This is a genomic window from Campylobacter sp. IFREMER_LSEM_CL908 (assembly GCF_025771545.1).
Lineage (GTDB): Bacteria > Campylobacterota > Campylobacteria > Campylobacterales > Campylobacteraceae > Campylobacter_D > Campylobacter_D lari_D.
In genome coordinates, this window is sequence record NZ_JAKMQK010000016.1 from 18,946 (window position 1) to 40,810 (window position 21,865).

20 protein-coding genes are annotated in these 21,865 nt (G+C 30.0%); 3 read left to right on the top strand and 17 right to left on the bottom strand.

What is annotated here, in order from left to right; genetic code table 11:
- Position 1: 1 nt before the first annotated feature.
- From L8U04_RS07280 to L8U04_RS07310, 7 genes are all read right to left on the bottom strand, one after another.
- Complete coding sequence (locus tag L8U04_RS07280; RefSeq protein ID WP_133319804.1) at positions 2-760, bottom strand: thiazole synthase; 759 nt, start codon at positions 758-760, stop codon at positions 2-4.
- Positions 760-1,560: a thiamine biosynthesis protein ThiF gene (gene thiF, locus L8U04_RS07285; RefSeq protein WP_263709748.1), complete on the bottom strand. Its 801-nt coding sequence runs from the start codon at positions 1,558-1,560 to the stop codon at positions 760-762. Before thiF ends, L8U04_RS07280 begins: the two co-directional genes overlap by 1 nt.
- On the bottom strand, positions 1,557-1,748 hold the full coding sequence (thiS, locus tag L8U04_RS07290) for a sulfur carrier protein ThiS (protein ID WP_066006795.1): 192 nt from the start codon (positions 1,746-1,748) through the stop codon (positions 1,557-1,559). The genes thiF and thiS overlap by 4 nt, the downstream gene beginning before the upstream one ends.
- 31 nt (positions 1,749-1,779) lie before the next feature.
- The gene (locus tag L8U04_RS07295) at positions 1,780-2,538 is read right to left on the bottom strand and encodes a CAAX protease (RefSeq protein ID WP_263709750.1); all 759 of its coding nucleotides are present in this window, start codon (positions 2,536-2,538) and stop codon (positions 1,780-1,782) included.
- A 133-nt stretch (positions 2,539-2,671) separates the two neighbouring features.
- Positions 2,672-3,772: a succinyl-diaminopimelate desuccinylase gene (dapE, locus tag L8U04_RS07300; protein ID WP_263665055.1), complete on the bottom strand. Its 1,101-nt coding sequence runs from the start codon at positions 3,770-3,772 to the stop codon at positions 2,672-2,674.
- A 3-nt stretch (positions 3,773-3,775) separates the two neighbouring features.
- Positions 3,776-4,369, bottom strand: coding sequence for a LysE family translocator (locus L8U04_RS07305; protein ID WP_263709751.1), 594 nt, complete (start codon positions 4,367-4,369; stop codon positions 3,776-3,778).
- Positions 4,363-5,061: an SIR2 family NAD-dependent protein deacylase gene (locus L8U04_RS07310; protein ID WP_220567304.1), complete on the bottom strand. Its 699-nt coding sequence runs from the start codon at positions 5,059-5,061 to the stop codon at positions 4,363-4,365. Before L8U04_RS07310 ends, L8U04_RS07305 begins: the two co-directional genes overlap by 7 nt.
- A gap of 94 nt (positions 5,062-5,155) precedes the next feature.
- On the opposite strand from L8U04_RS07310, the gene L8U04_RS07315 reads away from it, so the two are divergent.
- The gene (locus L8U04_RS07315; protein ID WP_263661175.1) at positions 5,156-6,085 is read left to right on the top strand and encodes a polysaccharide deacetylase family protein; all 930 of its coding nucleotides are present in this window, start codon (positions 5,156-5,158) and stop codon (positions 6,083-6,085) included.
- A complete protein-coding gene (locus L8U04_RS07320; RefSeq protein ID WP_263665053.1) occupies positions 6,051-7,064 on the top strand; it encodes a hypothetical protein in 1,014 nt (337 codons plus the stop codon). Before L8U04_RS07315 ends, L8U04_RS07320 begins: the two co-directional genes overlap by 35 nt.
- Here the strand turns inward: L8U04_RS07320 and L8U04_RS07325 are convergent.
- From L8U04_RS07325 to ileS, 8 genes are all read right to left on the bottom strand, one after another.
- Positions 7,059-9,257, bottom strand: coding sequence for an endonuclease MutS2 (locus L8U04_RS07325; RefSeq protein WP_263709752.1), 2,199 nt, complete (start codon positions 9,255-9,257; stop codon positions 7,059-7,061). The genes L8U04_RS07320 and L8U04_RS07325 overlap by 6 nt on opposite strands.
- Positions 9,257-9,604: a hypothetical protein gene (locus L8U04_RS07330; protein ID WP_263662975.1), complete on the bottom strand. Its 348-nt coding sequence runs from the start codon at positions 9,602-9,604 to the stop codon at positions 9,257-9,259. The genes L8U04_RS07325 and L8U04_RS07330 overlap by 1 nt, the downstream gene beginning before the upstream one ends.
- Complete coding sequence (gene murC / locus L8U04_RS07335) at positions 9,597-10,889, bottom strand: UDP-N-acetylmuramate--L-alanine ligase (RefSeq protein ID WP_263709753.1); 1,293 nt, start codon at positions 10,887-10,889, stop codon at positions 9,597-9,599. The genes L8U04_RS07330 and murC overlap by 8 nt, the downstream gene beginning before the upstream one ends.
- A 704-nt stretch (positions 10,890-11,593) precedes the next feature.
- Positions 11,594-12,382 carry a carbon-nitrogen hydrolase family protein gene (locus L8U04_RS07340; protein ID WP_133319794.1) on the bottom strand — a complete coding sequence of 263 codons (789 nt, stop codon included), beginning with the start codon at positions 12,380-12,382 and terminating at the stop codon, positions 11,594-11,596.
- Complete coding sequence (gene xseB, locus L8U04_RS07345; RefSeq protein ID WP_039628709.1) at positions 12,375-12,548, bottom strand: exodeoxyribonuclease VII small subunit; 174 nt, start codon at positions 12,546-12,548, stop codon at positions 12,375-12,377. Before xseB ends, L8U04_RS07340 begins: the two co-directional genes overlap by 8 nt.
- A complete protein-coding gene (gene guaB, locus L8U04_RS07350; protein WP_133319793.1) occupies positions 12,548-13,999 on the bottom strand; it encodes an IMP dehydrogenase in 1,452 nt (483 codons plus the stop codon). Before guaB ends, xseB begins: the two co-directional genes overlap by 1 nt.
- A 10-nt stretch (positions 14,000-14,009) precedes the next feature.
- Positions 14,010-15,374: an Asp-tRNA(Asn)/Glu-tRNA(Gln) amidotransferase subunit GatA gene (gene gatA / locus L8U04_RS07355; RefSeq protein ID WP_263709754.1), complete on the bottom strand. Its 1,365-nt coding sequence runs from the start codon at positions 15,372-15,374 to the stop codon at positions 14,010-14,012.
- A 99-nt stretch (positions 15,375-15,473) separates the two neighbouring features.
- Entirely contained in the window at positions 15,474-18,239 is a 2,766-nt protein-coding gene (gene ileS, locus L8U04_RS07360; RefSeq protein WP_263709755.1) for an isoleucine--tRNA ligase, read from the bottom strand.
- A 100-nt stretch (positions 18,240-18,339) separates the two neighbouring features.
- Between ileS and L8U04_RS07365 the strand changes: the two genes are divergently transcribed.
- Positions 18,340-19,431, top strand: coding sequence for a CinA family protein (locus L8U04_RS07365; RefSeq protein ID WP_133319790.1), 1,092 nt, complete (start codon positions 18,340-18,342; stop codon positions 19,429-19,431).
- Positions 19,432-19,448: 17 nt separating this feature from the next.
- Here the strand turns inward: L8U04_RS07365 and L8U04_RS07370 are convergent, their stop codons facing one another.
- Both L8U04_RS07370 and L8U04_RS07375 read right to left on the bottom strand, forming a co-directional pair.
- Positions 19,449-21,503: a ShlB/FhaC/HecB family hemolysin secretion/activation protein gene (locus L8U04_RS07370; protein ID WP_263709756.1), complete on the bottom strand. Its 2,055-nt coding sequence runs from the start codon at positions 21,501-21,503 to the stop codon at positions 19,449-19,451.
- Positions 21,504-21,623: 120 nt separating this feature from the next.
- Positions 21,624-21,865: hypothetical protein (locus tag L8U04_RS07375; protein WP_263709757.1), on the bottom strand; the 242-nt coding region annotated here is incomplete at its 5' end.

Genomic DNA, 21,865 nt, shown 5'->3' on the forward strand with positions numbered 1-21,865 from the left:
TTTAATCTCTTAAAAAACCACTCAAAGGCGAGCTTGCACTTGGCGTACTTTCATTTGCTATACCTGCTAAATACGCATTATATCCTGCTTCTATAGCCAAAGCAAAAGCCTTTGCCATTTTTGCTACATCTTTAGCTTGAGCTATGGCGGTATTTGCCATCACTGCACTTACTCCCATTTGCATGGCTTCACAAGCTTGTGCTGGATTTCCTATACCTGCATCTACTATAATAGGTAAGCTAATTTCATTAAGTAAAATTTGTATAAATTCTTTAGTTTTTAAGCCCTTATTGCTTCCTATAGGAGCTCCAAGAGGCATTATAGCAGCAGCTCCCGCATTAGCCATAGCACGCGCTGCATATAAATCAGGATACATATAAACTAAAGGTGTAAAACCCTCATTTGCTAAAAGTTCTACTGCTTTTATACTTTCATAATTATCCGGTAATAAATATTTACTATCGCTAATTACTTCGACCTTAATCATATCTCCACAACCAAGCTCTCTTGCAAGTCTTGCTATACGCAATGCCTCATTAGCATTTCTTGCACCTGAAGTATTTGGTAAAAGCTTAATATGCTTTGGGATAAAATCAAGTATATTTTCTATACCTTTATCATTTACCCTACGCAAAGCTAAGGTGATAATCTCAACTTTTGCTTCTTCAATGGCTGATTTTATAAGCTCAAAAGAAAATTTCCCAGAACCTAGAATAAACCTGGAATTAAACTCATATTTTCCTATTTTTAATTTTTCCATTACTCGCTCGCTAAAAGTTCTAGAACTAAATTTGCTTGATGTCCTGCACAAATATTTACACGCGGTGCCATAAGTCCATTACCTACTTTTGCCTCGTTTTTTAAATCACCACAAACATAAAAGTTTTTTGCAATTTTTCTTGTTTGTATGCTGTTGCTATCGCCATATCCTGCTAAGCCAGAAGCACAAATTAATGTTTTTTGAGGATAGTGTTGATGAAAATTTTGCGCTAAAAGCGCTTTATATTTTGCACTATCAAAGGCTTCACAAACTATATCATCATTTGTAAAAAGTTTGGCTATATTTTCTTTTTCTATTTTTAAAACTTGTGCAAATACTTCTATAAAAGGATTAATTTTAGCGATTTGATCTTTTAAAGCTTCAGCCTTAAATTTACCCAAATCTTCCACTATATAAGCTTGACGATTAAGGTTACTTGGCTCAACCACATCAAAATCAATCAAATGAAGCCTACCAACCCCACTTCTTGCTAAATTTATAGCTATATGCGAGCCAAGTCCACCAAGCCCACACACTGCCACACTTGCCTTTTTAAGCTTATCATGAAGTTTTGGAGTATGTCTTGCTCTCATCATCGCATCAAGAGCTTCATATGGTGGTAAAGTATTTTTTTCTATACAAAAAAGCTCATCATTTTCTTTTAGCTCCAAACTTTCTTTTGTTGCAAAACCATTGACTATCCATACATCATTTTCATTTTTACTCACACTTTGAAAAAAATCCAAAGTATTTTTAAAATGCGTGTCTATCATACTACCATTAAATTTAATTCTCATCAACCACCACCTACAAAAGTAACAATCTCTACTTTATCATTTTCTTTTAAAATCAAATTTTCAAATTTATCCCTTGGGATAATTTCTCCGTTTAATTCTAAGGCAATAAATTCTATTTTTAATTGCTTTTCTTTAACATAATCCATAAATCTAAGCTCTTTTAACTCAAGCTTTTGCCCATTGATAATCATTTAAAACCTTTACTTATTTTACTTAAAATACTTACTCACTTACATTATTATAATTAAATCTTAAAATAACAGCTTCTTTTATCTCTCCAATATCAATAGCATCTTCTAAATTATAACCAAATCTCAAAAGTAAAATTTCCAAATCTTTTTTAAATTTTATTTTTGTAGGTTTATTATGATAGGTTTCATTTCTAGCTTTTCTTATTTGGCTTAGTTTTGTTTTAAGATGTTCTTTGGTGCCAAAACTTGGTAAGACTTGATTTTTATATATTTTTTTATCTTTAAATATATAAGCAAATTCACTCCAATGATCTATTAATATCTCTTCTAAATCAATCAGACAAAAATCATCAAAAATTTGCCAAGTGCTATTATATTCATCTATTTTTTGACATCTCTTTTTAACTTTTTTTAAAAGACTTTTTAAAGCAGGATTAAAAGCCTCTTCGCTAGATTTAAACCAATCATCATCTAACTTATTATACAAATTTGCTATTTTTACTGCTAAAGTACTTCTTAGAGCATTTTCATAACATTGTAAAAGTAAAAAATTTGCTTGATGATTTTTGCGTCTTTTGGAATAAATTTTCATAATTAGCTCAAACAAATCTTCACATTTTTGATTTTTTTCTAAAATCTTTTGTGCTTCTTTGCAAGCTCCCCACAAATATCCAAAATGCAAAACATTAATCCCTTTTATCATTCTAAATTTAAAATCACATTTTAATTTAAAATTGATAAATAGCTTTTCTATTTTTTCATAGCTACTTACATCAAGCTCAAAAGACATTTTACTTCCTATTAACTCCATTTTAAAAAATTAATGATATAATTTTAGAAGTTTAGAGGGCTAACTTGCCGGTAGCTGCAAGGTACTCTTAAATGAGAGGCTACTCTAAATTCCTATTACATCCATGCTTTTCCTAGTTAAAATTCTCTAATAAATCTTTAAAAATTAAATACAATTTTTCAAGCTCTTCTATACTCACTCTTTCATCAATTGCATGAATTCTATCATTACACACGCCAAATTCTACCACCCTCACACCAAACTCAGCAAAATATCTCGCATCACTTGTACCACCTTTGGTGTTAAGTTCTGGCACTACTTGAGTAATTTTTTGCACACTCTCATTTAGTTTTTGTACGATTTTAGAATCACTTTGTGTTAAAAAAGGATTTGAACTTTGATTTATGCTCAACTCATAATCAAGTCCTTCACAAGTCTTTTCTACATAAGCTTTTACATCTTCTAAGCTAGTTTGTGGAGAATTTCTTACATTAAACATCAATTTTAAATCATTTGGGGTTACATTACACACTTCCATACCACCGCGTATATCAGTAATAACGATTTTAGATGGTGCAAATACCTCATCGCCTGGATCAAGATCAAAACCTGCTAAAAATTTCAAAGCAAAAGCAAAATTATGCACAGGATTAATGCATTTTTGCGGGTATGCTACATGGCCTTGTTTGCCTTTGATAAGCAATTTTGCATTGATAGAACCACGACGCCCTATTTTAATACTATCTCCAAATTTTTTATCACAAGTTGGCTCAGCAACCACAGCAAAATCAGGTAGCATATCTTTTTCTTGCATAAATTTAAGCACTTCAAGCGTGCCAAATTTAGCCTCGCCTTCTTCATCGCTTGTTAAAATCAGTGAAATTCTTCCTTTGAAATTTTCTACCTCCTTAACTGCACACATAAAAGCAGCCACGCCACTTTTCATATCTTGTGCACCTCTTACATAAATAAACCCATCTTTTTCTAAAGGCTCAAAAGGATCACTGCTCCAACCCTCTCCTGCAGGCACTACATCTACATGCCCGCCAAAAGCTAAATGCTCACCATCATCACTAAATTTTTTAGTCAGCAAAAGATTTTTCACACCTTCTTTTTCTATAAAAAAAGCTTCAAAATCACTTAACTCCACTGCAATATAATTTAATGCTCCATCATCATCTGGGGTGATGGATTTAAATTTGCTCAATTCTTTAAAAATTTCAACTACTTGCATGTTCTATCCTATAAAAGCTTTATACAGCATAGAAAGAGCAAAATACTCTAAAATAAATGCTGAAAAAAGATTAATGTAAAATATATGTTTGTTTTTTACAAGTGCTTTGAATTTAGACACAAAAAACGATAGAGTAAAAATCCAAAACACAATAAAACCAACCAAACCAAAAAGCAAGGCAAAAGAGTTTTTACTCTGCATGCTAAGCCCTGCTACACTCACCCAAAAGCCTATAACATAAGGATTTGTAACATTTAAGAAAAATCCTTTGCTAAAACCTTTTAAAGGATGTGTTTTATTTACCTTGTTAAGATCGACTTTTCTTGTTTTTCTTAGCATTAAAAATACCAAAAAACTCAAAAAGAAAAAGCCAAAAACCGCTAGTATTTTATAAAAAAATTCATTATTTGCAAAGCTTAAAAGCCCAAGATTAATCAAAATCAAAAAAAGTATATCAGCACTTAAAGCACCGAGCCCAACGCAAAAAGCATTTTTAAAAGAAGACAAAGCAGTATTTAAGATCAAAATATTTACAGGTCCAAAAGGCACAGACACACCCATACCTAAAACTATACCTTGTAAGATTACTTCTAGCATTTTGCTTCCAAGAAATTTTCTATATCGGTTTTGATTTTATCAATAGCCGTGCAAACATCTTCTATATAAACTTTTGTGAAATTACTTTCTAAATATTTATCCTCATCAAGATTGTTTAATATACTTTGCTTGCATACTCTTGCATACTCTCCCACGGGTAAAACCTGCCCGCTTGTGCCTATACATACAAATAAATCACAATTTTGTAATTTTTCATATAAAATTTTATAATTTGGTGCCATTTCTTCAAACATCACGATATTGTGCCTTACACTTTTGCTTTGACATTTAGGACAAATTTTATCATCACTACTTTCATAGTCTATGTTAAAAATATTTTCACACTCTAAACACCTAAGCTCAGGTAAAAAGCCATGCAAATGCACCACTTCTTCACAACCTGCTCGCTCTAATAAATCATCTACATTTTGCGTTAAAATGCTAATTTGTTTTGGAAATTTTTGTTTTAATAAAGCGATGATTTCATGTGCGTGATTTGGCTTAACACTAGCTAGTTCTTTTCTTCTTTTATTATAAAATTCCAAAACTTTTTTAGGATTTTTTCTAAAGCCAGTTGCAGAGCAAACTTCCATCACATCATGCTCTTCCCAAAGCCCACCGCTAGCTCTAAAAGTCTTTATACCACTTGGAGCAGACAAACCTGCCCCGCTTAAAATCATCACTTGTTTCATTATTAAACCTTGTTTAAAAGAGTAACAAAAAAATATTAAATTTAAGTTTTATTTTTTAAAGATAGCTTTGATATAATATCCAAAAAGGATAATTATGAAAATAATAATGTATCACTACATAAGAGAAAAAGTAAAAAAATTACCTAATTTTAGATATTTACATATTGAAAATTTTAAAAAACAATTAGATTTTTTTGAAAAAGAATTTGGATTTGTAAACCTTGAAGAATTTTTATTTTTAAAAGAAAATCCATTGTTTTGTAATAAATTAAAAAATAAAATTCTATTAACCTTTGATGATGGACTTAAAGATCATTATAATTATGTCTTTAACGAACTTACAAAAAGAAAGCTTTTTGGTATATTTTTTGTTCCTACTCGTATATTTAAACAGAAAAAAGCACTAGATGTTCATAGAATACATTATTTACTTGGAAAAATGGGGGGGGGGATTTTATTAAACACTGCCTATAATATTATAAAACCAAGCATGTTAAAAAGATCTTCTTTAAAACTTTTTAAAAACTATTATCAAGAATTGGATGATGATAAAAGTACAAAAGACTTTAAACTCTTATTTAATTATTTTATAAAACCAGAATATAAAGAAAAAATTTTAGATCAAGTTATTACAAATTTTTGGAATGATGATGAAATTTTTGATAATTTATATTTAAGTAAAAATGAATTGAAAACAATGAGTGATAATGGTATGTTGATAGCTAGCCATAGCTTTACCCATTTAAGCTTTAAAACATTGAACATATATAACCAAAAATATGAGCTAAAATCCTCTATAAATTTTTTAAACTCTTTTATAAAACCACCAATACAAATATTTTCTTATCCCTATGGAGAAAGCACCTCTTATGCAAAAAGATGGCTTAAAAAATATAATTTTGATTTTGCTTTTAGCTCCATACCTTCAAAAGATATTAACTACAAAGACTTAATTAATAATCCTTTTGCTCTTCATAGGTATGATTGCAATGAGTTTATATATGGAAAGGCTAACTATGGTTGAAATCCGTTTTGCAAAATTAGAAGAAGCAAACAAAATAATGGAATTTATAAAAAATCATTGGAATAAAAATCATGTATTTGCCTATAATAAAGAAGTGCTTGATTTTCAGTATTTAGATAAATACAATCAAAGGTATAATATTGTTTTGGGATTAGAAGATAATATTATTCAATCTATATTAGGCTTTACCTTACTTAGTCAATATGATAATAAACTCGAAGCCAACAAAGATTTATGGTTTGGAATTTGGAAAAGCATTAAACCTACATTTGGATTAGTATTAATTAAATTTCTACTAGAAACTTTAACACCAAAATCAATTGGAAATGCTGGATTATCAGAGTATGGTATAAAATATTATAAACTTTTTTTATATGATAAAATAGAACCACTTAAGCATTTTTATATTAAAAATGATAAAAAAAATATTTTTTATATGGCTGATTTTGCAAATTCTCCATCGATATGTAACTTAAAAAATATTAATTTTACATATAAAATTTTAAATGCAGAAGAATTCATAAAATCAAATATTAAATTTAATTTTATACCTTATAAATCCAAAAAATACTTTATAAACAGATACTACAACAACCCTTTTTACAAATATCAATTTTTGGGAATATTTGAAAAATCTACACTAGAATGTATTTTTGTTACAAGAGAAATAAAAATACTTCAAGCAAAATGCATTAGAATAGTTGATTTTATAGGTAATTTTACAGAAAATATTTATAGTCTTTTTCAAGAATTTTTAATACAAAATGATTATGAATATATTGATTTTCTTTGCTATATTAACGATTTTTCAAAAATTACAAATATGGGATTTATAGAAAAAAATAAAGAAGTGATTACAAATTATTTTGAACCTTTTATTAAAGAAAATCAAGATATCTATTTTGCATATAAATGTAATAATAAAAACTATGCATTTTTTAAAGGTGATAGTGATCAAGATAGGATTAATAAATTATAATTTAACCACCTTAGCACCAAAACCACCTTGATTAATCGGAGCATCATTAAAGCTTTTTACACTTTTGTGGGCTTTTAAAAACTCTTTTACCGCAAAAGCTAGTTTTCCTGTGCCTATACCATGATAAACTATCACCTCATCAAAACCCACTATCAAAGCATCAGAGATAAATTTATCTAATCTTTCAAGCGCCTCATCACTTCTTAAGCCGTGTAAATCTAAAGTCATATTTAAAGCGCTTGGACGGGTTATATTGACACTTGATTTTACCTTTTGTGTAGGGGTTTGATTGCTTTTTTTAAGAAGCTTTAATGGCACACGCAAACTCAAACCATCACTTTGAATCATCGCGTCGTTTTTTGAAATTGCAGTGATTTTACCTTTGATTTTTTCATATTTTACAAAATCCCCAACTCTAAGTTCTTCATTTTGCTCCATACTTGGTAAAACAATGCTTTTTTTAAGTTCATTGGCTTTGTTTAAACTTCTTTGTTTTTCTTTAATATCTTTTAGATTTATCGTTTTTTTAGCTTCTTCTATGGCTTTGTGGTATTTAAATTCTAAATTAGAAATAAGCTTTTTAAATTCTTGCTCATTTTTTTCTTTTTGATCTTTAAGTGAAAGTAAAATTTCATCTACCTTAGCTTCTTTTTTCTCAAGCTCTTCATTTTTCTTGCGTAAAGAAAGTTCAAGATTGATATTTTTACTTACCATTTCTTCTAAATTTTCTTTATCTTCTCCATAAAGCTTTTTAGCATTTTGCACTAAATTTGCACTTATGCCATATCTTAAAGCCGTTTCAAATGCATAAGATTTACCTATAGTGCCTTTTAAAAACTCATATTTTGGACGTGATAATTCCTCATCATACAAAGCAGCGATAAGTTCTACTTGTGAATTTTTAGCCAAAAGCATAGCAAGGCGTTTATGGTGGGTTGTAATGATGATTTTATTATCTTGTTCTAAAAGCTTAGAAATAAGCTCAGTATATAAACACGCAGCTTCTTCAAAATCTGTCCCAAGCTCTATCTCATCAACCCCTAATAAAACATTTTTCTTACCTAAAAGCTTAGAAAAATGCAACATTCTTCCTGCAAAAGTAGAAATATCATTTTTTACATTTTGTGGATCTTCTAAAATCGCATCAAATTCTTTGAAATTGCCTATTTGGCTTTTTTGTGCATTAATTCTCATAGGAAGTAAATGCTTTGCAAGTAAAGCTGCACTTAAAATTCCTTTTAAAAGCATAGACTTACCACCTGCATTTACACCTGTGATGATTAAAACTTTTTTATTAAATTCTATATCAACACTTTTTGCATTTTTTAAAGCCGGATGTGCGAAGTTATATAAACTTAAATTATTAGAACTATCAGTTAAAACAAACTCATAATCATGTTTTTTAGCCATCAAAACTCTAGCGCTATAATGGTCAAATAAATCAAAAGCATTATTGATAAATTTCAAAAACATCAAATTTTTATAAAAAATCAAGCTGATTTTTTTAGCATACTCATAAAAAATTTCTTCTTTAGCATCTTTGATTTCATCTATTTGACTTTGGATTTTTTCTACGCTTAAAGGCACCACATAAAATCCACCGCCACTACTTCTACCTATGATTTTTGCTTTTAAGATATGATTAAACCCACCGCGTAAAAGCAAGGCCTCTATACCATTGATAAGATGGATTTGTGTATCGATTAAATACGCACTAAGACTTTTGGTATAGGTAAGTTTTTTAAACTCAGCTACCAAGCTTTCTTTTTTCATTTTTAGAGCTAAATTTAGATTAACAAGTCTTTCATCAACACTTTCTTTAATCTCACCCTTTTCATCAAAATACTCAAAAAGCTCTAAAATAGCCTGCGGAATTTCTATTTTTAAAAGCCATTCTTTTAAACTTTCTTCAAATTTTAAACCCTTTAAGTATCTAAAATACATACAGATTTTAATAAATTCAAAGCTTTGACTTAAATGTAAAATTCCTTGCTTGCTAAGATGAGTTAAAGCACTATTTAGCTCTTCTATCATAGGTGGAGGATTAAAATCAATCAGTGAAAGCTCATTGATTCTTTTATAATGAAGCTTGCTATCACCTTGTAAAAAAATTTCTTTATCTCTTGCAAAAAGTCCCCTAAAGTCTTCTATATAGCCATCTAAATCTAACTTTTTAAAAAATTGCTCTTGCATTATTTATCTACCTTGCAATCTTTTATATCAAAAACATAGGCTTTAAATTGTTTATTTTTACCATTTGAAATAAAACTTTGCGTTCCATGCTCAAAGTTAAAATACTCTTTAGTGACATTAACATCTTTGCAAATTAGACTTTGTCCTTGTAAAAATGCATTGAGTGTTTCTTTTTTCAAAACCCCACTTCTTGTGGCACTTAACTCAAATTTAATCGCAAAGGCAATCATCAAAATCAACACTAAAATCAAAAGATAATTACTAATCTTGCCTATTTTTTTACGCAAAAAAATGAAAAAAAGTAAAATCGCAAAAAAAGCTAAGACATATAAAAAAATCTTAAACATACTTACCCCTAAGCTTTGTGCTTATATCTCCTGCACCAAAACCAATTACCAAGCCATTTTCAATCAACTTATCATCAAGATAAATAGCACTTTCTTCTCTTTTGATTTCTTTTATAAATTTAGCTTTTGGAAAGTATTTTTGCATATTAATCTCTATTTTAGCTTCTCCTGCTGCATACACAGGTAAAATATAAAGCTCATCAACATTTGCTAAAACCTCGCTAAAATACTCTATATTTGCACTTAAACGCGTATAACGATGAGGCTCAAAAATAGCTATGATTTTTTTATATCCAGCTAGGCTTGCATACTCATTTGCTGCTTTAAGTGTTGTTTTGATTTCTGTTGGATGGTGCCCATAATCATCAATCAAGGCCATATTTTCATTTGCAAATAAAATATCAAATCTTTTTTTAATCCCTTGATATTTTAAAAGCTTAGTTTTTAGCTCTTCTATATTTATAAATTCACTCGCAGCCAAAATAGCCAAAGCAGCGTCCATCGCCACATGCTCACCCATACCAAAAACGCTAAATTCGCCTAAATCTTTAAGTGTAAAATAGGTTTTTGGCTTAAAATTTTCTACTTTCATATAAATATTTGTGATATCTTTGCTTGGGTAAAGCTTTTTTGCATTATTTAAATTTAAACTTGACAAAAACTCATCTTCAGCATTAATCACTTGAATTTTAGACAAACGCAAAAAGTCTTCATAAGCTTTGTATAATTTTGAAAGATCGTTTCCATAATGATCTAAATGTTCTGCTTCAACATTAGTCACTATAGCTAAATAAGGATTTGAGTTCAAAAAAGAACTGTCACTCTCATCAGCTTCAAAAATGAGATTTTCGCTTTCTTTATAAAGCATATTGGTACCACTTTCTTTTAGCACTGCACCAATAATAACAGAAGCTTCTATCAAGCTTGCTAAAATGCTTGAAGTCGTGCTTTTACCATGGGCTCCCGCAACCGCAAAAACTCTTTTGTCTTTTAAAATCATAGGCAGGGCTTCTTTTCTTGAAAGCGTTATGATGTTTTGTTTTTTTGCACTGATTAATTCCTCATTATCTTCTTTGATAGCAGCTGAATACACCACTAAATCCACATCTTTGACATTGTCTTTATGATGAGGAATTTTTATATTTATACCTTCTTTTTCTAATTCTTTTGTGATTTTACTTTCTTTGATATCAGAACCACTAATCTTAAAGTCTTGTTCTTTTAAAAATCTCGCCAAAGCTGAAATTCCAATACCGCCTATACCTATAAAATGAATTTTTTGCATTCTTGCCTCAAATTTTTTGAAAATTTAAGGCAAAATTCTATCATTTGTTTACTAAAAATAAAATATAAACTTTTTAATGAGTATTTATTTTATCCTGATATAAATCATATAGCCACATCAAAATATTTACACAATCTTATATAAATTATTAATACTAAAACTACTTTATATTTAATTTAGTATTAATATAACAATATTAAAATAAAAATATTAAGTTTAAATTAATTTAAAAAAATAAAATTGCAAAATATTTTATAAATAAATAAGGAGTAAAATTTGATCAATCCACTAAAAGTTTTTAGCACTATAAATCTAGTATGACTTATAAGACATTATGTGTTTACAGCATGTATTTTTTTGTTTTTTTATTTAATCACTCCACCGTCTAGCGACATCTCTTTTTTCATTATGTTAGGAATTAATTTTTATTATTTCCTTTTGCATATTTTGTATGGAAAGAACTAAAAAATATACTGCTTGGAGATAATGTATTTTTTATCAATGCTCTTTTTTAATCATTGCAAAAATAGTTATAAAATTTTTATTATTTATGCTTGCCTTACCAATTGGAATAATAGGATTTTCAATTCTTTGGTTTATAGTTAATAAACAAAATAGTTAAATCCAAATTTACTATATTAAATTATTAATTCTAACAAATTATACTTTATATTAAAAGTATAATTTGTGTTTTAAAATATAAACTATTCTTCATAATTTTTCACAAGCTTATCAAAGCCCCATAAATTTCTAGCTTCATTTGCCTTACTAACTTCCACTACAAGCATTTCTTCTTGATCGCCAAGTTGCTCTTGCACTTCGCCAAAAGCATTAATAAAAAAGCTATCTCCATAAAATTTCCACTCATTTTCTTGCTTTAAATTACCTATACGATTAACCCTTAAAATGCTTGTTGAGTTTAAAAAGGCTCTTGTTTTTAAAAGTTCTAGCCATCTTTGATTACTTTCAAAGGTGCTAGCTGTGGGAATGATGACTAAGTCTATCTTTTTTTTCATGATCATTTGCCAAAAGATATCAAAATGTGCCTCAAAGCCAAAAAGCAAAGCACATTTTAAGCCCTCATGTGTGAAAGTAAAAAGTTTAAGCTTATCAGCTTTTTTATTGTTAAAAAATTTTTCTTCATTCCAGTGTGCATAAGGCATTAAAATTTGTTGCTCATACACTTTTACATTTTGTGGACCTACTTTTAAGCATAGTTTTTTTAAACCATCATTTTCAACACTTATGAAAGGTGCAATAATATTTAAATCATATTTTTTAGCAAGTTTTATCAAGCTTGCTTTTTTGCTTTGACTTTGTTCTTTGATCATGCTTTTTGGCATAGTTTTTAGCTCACTAAAAAAGCTATTTAAAACATACTCACCCAAAACCACCAAATTCGCACCACTTTCCTTGGCAGCTTTTAGATAATAATCAAGCCTTGATTCACTCAAAGCCAAAGTGGGAAATTGTAAAGCTACAACACTACTCATCTACTTGCTCGATTTCTAATTTAGCATTTTCAAGCATAGTTCTTGCTTGCTTGATACTTTTTAAACCTTCTTTATAAATTTCTACGCAAGTTTTAAGGTCCAAATCTTTATCATTAAGTTTTTCCAAAGAAAGCTCGGCTTGTTTGATATGATCTTCAAATTCCATTAATTACTCACCTTATAATTTGGTGCTTCAGCAGTGATAGTTACATCATGCACATGGCTTTCTTTTAATCCTGCTGCGGTGATTTCTACAAATTCAGCTCTTTCTTGGAAAGCTTTGATATCTACTGCACCTACATAACCCATAGAAGATCTAAGCCCACCTAAAAGTTGATGTACTACACTTTTTATACTTCCTACATAAGGCACCCTACCTTCAATACCTTCAGGTACAAGTTTATCTTGAGCTGTACCTTCTTGGAAATATCTATCTGAACTACCTTTTTGCATAGCACCTAAGCTTCCCATGCCACGATAACTCTTATATTGTCTTCCTTGATAAGTAAATAACTCACCTGGACTCTCATCAGTTCCTGCTAAAAGTGAACCTATCATCACACTACTTGCTCCTGCTGCGATAGCTTTTGCAATATCGCCTGAGTATTTTATACCCCCATCAGCGATTACTGGCACGCTGTATTTACTCGCTTCTATTGCACATTCATCTATAGCTGAAATTTGAGGTACACCCACACCTGAAACAATGCGTGTGGTGCAAATACTACCAGGTCCTATACCTATCTTAACAGCGTCTGCACCTGCTTCACATAGATCTTTAACCGCTTTAGCACTTGCAACATTTCCTACTATCACATCTACATTAAATTCAGCCTTAATTGCTTTTAATGTATCAATAATCCCTTTAGAATGTCCATGCGCACTATCCATTACTATAACATCAACTTCAGCTTCTACTAAAGCCTTTACGCGATCAAGCTGACCCACACCCACGGCTGCAGCCACTCTTAATCTTCCATAAGCATCTTTATTTGAATTTGGATATTCTTTGCGTTTTTTCAAATCTTTTATAGTGATTAAACCTTCTAAGCGATTATTTTCATCTACGATTGGAAGTTTTTCTACTTTATTAGTAGAGAAAATCCTTTCTGCATCATCTAAAGTAGAGCCTTTTTTAGCAGTGATTAAAGGCATTTTTGTCATTACATTTTCTACTAAATTATCAAAGTTAGTTTCAAATCTTAAATCGCGATTAGTTAAAATTCCTATTAAAATTTTATTCTCATCTACCACAGGAACGCCTGAAATTCTATATTCAGCCATGAGTTCTAGCGCTTCTTTAACACTTGCTTTAGGCCCTATATAAATAGGATCCATAATCACGCCACTTTCACTTTTTTTAACTCTTTTTATCTCTCTAACTTGTGAAGCTATGTCCATATTTTTATGGATTACCCCTATGCCACCAAGCCTTGCCATCATAATAGCTGCTCTATGTTCAGTAACTGTATCCATAGCAGCCGAAATCAAAGGCATATTTAAGGTGATATTTTTTGTAAGTCTTGTTTTAATATCTACTTCTTTAGGTAAAACCTCAGAATATTGAGGGACTAGTAAAACATCTTCAAAAGTCAAAGCGCGTTTTATGATTTTCATAATTTTTCCTTTATTTGTTTTTGATAATTTCTTCCAAGCTCAAAGCACCATCTAATAAAGTTTGCTCATCATAAGCTTTGCATATAAGCTGAGCAGAAATACTAAGTCCATTTTCATTTTTTCCTACTGGCACACTAATGCCACCAAGTCCTGCTAAATTCACTGAAATAGTAAATACATCTTCTAAATACATTTGCACTGGAGTTTTTATATCGTTAAAACCAAAAGCAACGCTTGGAGCAACTGGCATAAAAATCAAATCACAATCGTTTAAAATTTCTTCATATTTTTGCTTGATAAATCTTCTAGCCTTTTGTGCTTTGATGTAGTATGCATCATAATAGCCACTACTTAAAACAAAGGTTCCTAGTAAAATTCTTCTTTTTACTTCCTCACCAAAACCTTCACTTCTGCTATTTACATACATTTGACTAAGATTGTCACATTTTTCACTTCTTCTACCATATCTTACACCATCATAACGGCTTAAATTTGCACTTGCTTCAGCTGCTGCTATGATATAATAAGCCGCAACATCAAATGTAGAATCCATTAAGTCTTTATAAACAATCTCATGGCCATTTGCTTTTAACATATCTATAGTTTTTAATAAGGCTTGTTTTACATCATCATTGGTTTGTTCTACATAGTTTTTAATCACAGCTATTTTTAGCTTTTTATTTGCATTTAGCTTTGGCGTAGTTGGTTCAAAAGCTATGTTTGTACTTGTGCTATCTTTTTCATCATAGCCTGCAATAGCATCATATAAAATTGCGGCATCTTCAACATTTTGCGTTAAAACTCCTATTTGATCAAGGCTTGAAGAATACGCTGCTAAACCATACCTGCTAACTCTTCCATAACTTGGCTTAAACCCAACACAACCACAAAAAGCAGCAGGTTGCCTTACTGAACCACCTGTATCTGAACCCAAACTTGCTAAAGCTATCCCTGCAGCAACCGCAGCAGCACTCCCCCCACTACTTCCACCTGGAACTTTAGTATTATCAAGCGGATTTAAAGTCTTACCATAAAAAGAAGTTGCACTTGTACTTCCCATAGCAAACTCATCCATATTACATCTTCCAAATGGAGTAAAATTATTTTTGCGTAAATTTACAATAGCGCTTGCATCATAAGGAGCCACATAGCCTTGTAAAATTTTAGAGCCACAAGTTAATTCCCAATCTTTTACACTAATATTATCTTTTATAGCTACTGGTACGCCAGTACCTGAAGTGCTTAAGTCTTTATTTAAAAACTGCTCTACATAAGCACCTAAATGCTTTTGCTGATGTGCTTTTTCATTTAATTCTTTTTTTAGATTTTCTAATTCTTCATTTGAAAATTTCAAAGCTTCTTTTAAAGTTACCATTATTTATCCTTAAATTTTTTAACCAAATAAAACAAAAAAAGCGTGATAAATAAAAAGCTCAATAAAGTAATCACTACCACGCTAAAAGGTAAAGCTTGCTCAAACATTTTTTGCTTTTTCCACACTATTACATCTTGGACATAAACATTCTTCTTCTTTTGCTAAAAATTTCCAACATCTTGGACACTTGTGCAATAAAGAACGCACTATTTTAAAACTATGATCATCTATTTTAAACTCACTCAAAGCTTCTTTATCATCTAAGCTTTCTACTGAGCTTACCATAAACCAATCAGCTACTTCTTCAATATCTTCACTCAAAAGCTCATTTGCACTTGTTTGCAAGCTTAACTCTAAGGTTGATTTGATGATTTTGTCTTTTTTTAATACATCTATAAGCTCAAAGAATTTTTCTCTTGATTTTATAAATAAATCATCTTCGATTTTATACTCATAATCAAAGCCATTTTTTAATACCAAATCAAAAACATCTTTAGCATTTTCTTTAATGGCCACATTTGCATGTTCTAAAGCTTCATCTATAGTGTAAGTTAAACTTGGAGCTAAAAGCGCAAAAAGTTTTCTAGCTATTAGCACCATAGCACTTTGCGCGCTTACTCTTTTTGTATCATCTTTTGCATTACAATATAATCTATCTTTGCACACATCTAAATAAATTCCACTTAAATCCGCACTTAAGAAATTTAAAAGCACACTAAAGCCTTTTGCAAATTCATATTTTTCAAAAGCAACTTCACATGCTTCAAAAGCAACTTTTGCACGCATTAAAATCCACTTATCTAAAAGTGTGAAATTTTTTGTTTCTAAAAATTCCATATCATTAGTATTTGCAAGTAAAAATCTTATAGTATTTCTTATCTTTCTATACTGCTCGCTTACTTGTTTTAAGATATTATCTGAAATTTTTAAGTCTGTTGAATAATCACTAAGCATTATCCAAAGTCTTAAAATTTCTACCCCATAATTTTTAGCTACATTTTGAGGTAAAATCACATTACCCTTAGATTTACTCATTTTTTGACCCTTTTCATCTACGGTAAAGCCATGAGTAAGTATGTTTTTATATGGGGTTTTGTGATTGATAGCAGTAGAAATTAAAAGTGAGCTTTGAAACCATCCACGGTGCTGGTCACTTCCTTCAAGATACATTGAAGCTTGATATTCTCCTGCATCATATCTTGCTGAGTTTAATACTGCTTCCCAAGTGCTACCACTATCAAACCAAACATCTAAAATATCATAAACTTTTTCTAAATTATTTGGATCATATTTGCTATTTGGCGGTAATAAATCTTTTATTTCTAAATCCCACCACGCATCAGCTCCATTTGCTTCAAAAATTCCCACCAAATGATCTAAAACATCATCATCAAAAATCACTTCTTTGGTGTTTTTATCTCTAAAAAATGCGATAGGCACACCCCAATCTCTTTGTCTTGATATACACCAATCAGGGCGATTTTCTATCATAGAACTAAGTCTTTTTACCCCACTTTCTGGGTAAAATTTCACATTATTTAATTGCTCTAGTGCTAGTTCTCTTAAAGATTTTCCATCTAATTTTTTCTCATCCATTAAGATAAACCATTGTTTTGTAGCTCTATAAATAACCGGTTTATGTGTTCTCCAACAAAATGGATAAGAATGTATAAATTTAGAACTTTCAAGCAAAGCTTCGCCAAGCAATTCTAAAATACGCTCATTTGCTTTAAAAATATGAAGTCCTATAAACTCATTTAATAAATGCTCTGGCAAAAGCCCTTTAGCTCTTAGTGTTTCATCATAACACCCACCATCATCTACTGGCATAATCACTTCAATGCCATATTTTAAGCACACATAATAATCATCCTCACCATGACCTGGTGCAGTATGTACAAGCCCTGTTCCACCTTCCATTAAAACATGATCGCCTAAAATAAGAGTGGATTTTCTTTGATTGAGTGGATTAATAGCACTTAAATTTTCAAATTCAACACCTAAAAGTTCTTTTTGAATTTTTCCTTGAGTGAAGTTTTTATTAATCATATTTTCAAGCAAGGCTTTAGCAAAAATATAACCTTCTTCAGTGATAACATATTTTTCATTTGGATTTAAAGATATAGCTTGATTTGCCGGTAAAGTCCAAGGCGTGGTAGTCCAAATGACTGCTTTAGCTTTTTTTACACCTAGCTTTTCAAGGGAAGTTTTATCAAGCTCAAAAGCTACAAAAATAGAATAATCTTCTTTGTCTTCATACTCTACTTCAGCTTCTGCTAATGCACTCTTAGCAGCCCAACTCCAAAAAACAGGCTTACTTCTTTCTAGCAAAAGTCCTTTTTTAGCGATTTTACATAAAGCTTTGTAAATATCTGCCTCAAAAGCATTTTTCATAGTCAAGTATGGCTCATCCCAATCAGCAATCACACCCAAAGACTTAAATTCATCTCTTTGGATATTTACAAATTCTCTCGCATGCTCTCTGCAAAACTCACGAATTTCTTTTTTGCTTAAACTTTGCTTTTTATCTTTAAGTTTAACTTCAACTTGCTGTTCTATCGGTAAACCATGACAATCCCAACCAGGAGTAAAACGCACTTTTTTACCTTGAAAATAATGCATTTTAATGATGATATCTTTTAAAATTTTATTTAAAGCATGGCCAATATGCAAATGTCCATTAGCATAAGGAGGGCCATCATGTAAAGTAAAACTCTCGCTTATTCCTTGTCTTTTTTGTTTCATTTTTTCATAAGCATAGTTGTTTTCAAACCACTTGCTAAAACGCTTAGGCTCAAGCTCTGCTAAATTTGCACGCATTGCAAAAGTCGTATTTGGAAGCAATAGCGTATCTTTATAATCCATATAATCCACCTTGAAAAATTTAAAAATAGTAAATTCTACTTAAAATACTTTTAATTTGCACTTATTTTTTTGTTATAATCGCAATAAAAAAAGGAAAATCATGAAACATCTCATCATCATTATAGGCAATGAAATTATTATTAATGAAAATTATATGCGTTATATACAAGAAGAATACAAAAAGCAGTTTTTAGAGCTTCATGAGTTAAAATTTATAAACAAACCTGATAAAGAACTTCCTTTTTTACTTGAAAAACTTTCTAAAGAATATAGCTATATAACCATTTTTAGCATTAGCGAATACTATGCAACCATAGCTAAAATCATAGCAACCTTAAATGATGATGTTTTAATCTTAGAAAATGATACCCTAGTACCTTCAAAAGCTTTGCGTGAAAAAAATTCCTTTTTAAGTTCTTTTGAGCAATGCCATATTAATTTATTAAATATAAATATAGAGCAAAAATTGCCTTTGATTTTGCAAAATCCTGAACTTGACTATGCGTATTTTTGTCTTTTAGATATAGATGAAATGAGTGCAAATATCTTACTTAGCACACTTACTACTTCTTTTGAAATTCAAACTTGCTCAAGTGCATTATTAGATAATCTCATTTGCATTAGAGCAAGTGCTAGTCAATATGGAAAACTAGAAGGATTTTTAAAAGGGGTTTTCAAACTTTTTGCAGGAAAAGTATTTTTAGGAAATGATCCTATTAAATTTATAGCCAAAAAACTTTTAGAAAAAAACTTAAAAATTTCCTTTGCAGAAAGTTGTACTGCAGGACTTTGTGCTTCAAAATTTGCTGAAAATTCAGGAATTTCTAATGTGTTTGAGGGTTCTTTGATCACTTATTCTAATCGTTTAAAAAATTCTTGGCTTGGGGTGAGCAATGATACTTTAGAAAGTGTTGGGGAATATTCTGATCGTTGTATTTATTTTATGTTAAAAGGGGTTTTTAAAACCACAAATTGTGATTTTGCTTTAGCGCTTAGTGGGGTAGCTGGAGAAGAAAATGATAAAAATACCAAAGCAGGCACCATCTACATAGGAGCTATGTATAAAGATGGAACCTTTTTACAAGAATGCATTCATATACAAGGCAATAGAAACTATACAAGAGAGCAAGCTAGTTTGGCTGCATATTGTTTAATGCTTAGATTAAAACCTGAAATTTTCTTTGGTGTTTAATTATAAAAACGGTGTAGTTAAAAATACACCCCACCACTTAAATACAATTTCATTCTATGTTCATCATCATATTTATACTGATGAACTGCTCTTGCTGCATCAAGCTTTATATAATACTCATTAGCTTTATTATAAAGTATTTGTAAGCCTACTGCATCTAAAAAATGCTCATCTGCTAATCTATCCCCTGAAGCTTTTTCATACCAAGCATAACCTACATCATAAAAGGGAGTAAAATAAAAATTAGTATTTGGTATATTTATTCTTATACCAAAGTTAGCTACTATGGTATTATCTCCATCTCCCTCTCCATTATCATAAGCTCTTACTCCATAAGCTCCACCTAAGGATGAACTTTCAGAAGAATCTAATTCAAAATTCCCTAATACCTTTTGATAGTTTATATTTAAAGTATGAGTAATATACTCATTAATACTATAATAATTATTCAAACTAGCATTGAGTTTTCTAAACCAACCAAAGCCTTTGCTTTCATTTTTAAAATAATTATCTTCTATAAAAAGTCCATCATCATTAACCTTACCTATACTTATCTTAGCACTATAACTTAAGGTATTATTCTCAAAGCCTCTAAATAAACCTTCTAAACCTACACTACCTACATTAGAATTTTTATTTGCTATATATGAAAATGGTGTATAAGCGAAAGCTTTATCATTTAAAGTTTTATGATAAATACTAGAAGTAAAGTATAAAGATGAATTAGTATTAATCCATACAGGATAAGAAAAGTCTATACCTATACTTTTTGAAATTCCACTAAAGCCAACTTCTTGATAATCTCCACCTAAAGAATAATTTCCTTTTGATACACTTGGAGTAATTTTTAAATTTCCTAAAAAGAAAGTATAACTAGCCCCATAGTTAATTTGTTTTTCATTGCTTGATTGTAAGTAAAAATTATAATAATCTCCCATATTAAATATAGAATTAAATCCCATACTAATACCAGCTCTAATATCCCCTGCACTTTTAATACCATAATTATCAGCATATAATAATACATTAGCCTTAGTATCAGGAACTACTTCTATAACTATATCAGTTTCTCCTACATTCTCTCCTGCTTGTAAGCCTGCTAGGGTTTGTACTCCATACATTTCATTGACTTTATACACACTATCTTCTATTAATTTAGTAGAGATGATTTTACCTTTGATTCTTTCATTAAGCTTACTTTCTATGAAATAATCTTTTATAGTAGTTTTATTCTTTATTATATACTTACCTAATGTTCCCAAAGCTATGTTTATTTGCACACTATCTTCAAATTCTTGTTGGGGTACATAAGCTGTTGCAGCAGGATAGCCATTAACTTGGAAATAATAAGCAATAATATTAGATATATCTTGTAAATCTTGCAAGCTAAATTTTCTAGTGCTAAACTCACTAATGAGTATTTGTAAATCTTCTTCTTTAATACCTAGCTTTTCAAAGCTAGTGTTTTCATTAGTGATAACAAATTTGTATTTGGTTATTACTTGTTTAGTGGTGGTAGTATTAGTTTGATTACTTGAGTTAGTAGAGTTATTATTAGAACTATTGTTTGTTTGATTATTTGGGTTACTTGTATTATTGTTGGTATTGGTTTGATTGTTTAATTTGGTAGTGTTGTTATTAAAACTATGATTGTTTGAAGCATTATTGGTATTAAAGCTATTATTAGTTGAATTAGAATTATTGTTTGTTTGATTATTTATACTAGAGTTAGTGTTAGCTTTGTCATTGTTTGTGTTAGTGTTAATTTGGTTATTTAGGTTGGTAGTGTTGTTATTAGTTTGATTATTAGTTTCCTCATTAGTTTCATCTTCTTGATTTAGTTTTTCTTTTAATTCTTTCTTTTTTTCTTCAAAATCTTTTTTAGCTTCTTGAGCTTTTTTATAATCATCTTTAGTTTTTAGATTTTCTTTGATAGCTTTGTTTTGAGGGAGATTTCTATCAGGAGATAGTTCTATAACCTTTTCTATATCATTTTTAGCTATGATAATACTTCCATTATTAGCATAGACTAAAGAGCTAATTGCTATAATACAAAGAGAAAGTTTTTTCATGATTTTACCTTAATTTATAATAACACTTGATTTAGATTAATTGTAATTTAAGAATTGATCAATAGTAAATTTCAATAATATCTACAACTATAAATACTAGGATAACCTAGTATTTATATTTTATATATCACTTACTACACAAGGATTCATAGTTTTAAATCCATCATTAACTATGCAAGTTACTGCTCTTTTTCTCGTGACAGCCTTATCTACATCTTTTTCTTTTCTAATTTTTTTTATCACAAGTCCACCATCTGATTTCAAATTATCGCTAGTTGATAAATAAATATTATTTTCTATAAAAGGTAAATCTTTTTTAGATTTTTCTTTTTTCACTGGAGTGCTTGGTTGAAGTTCTGTCC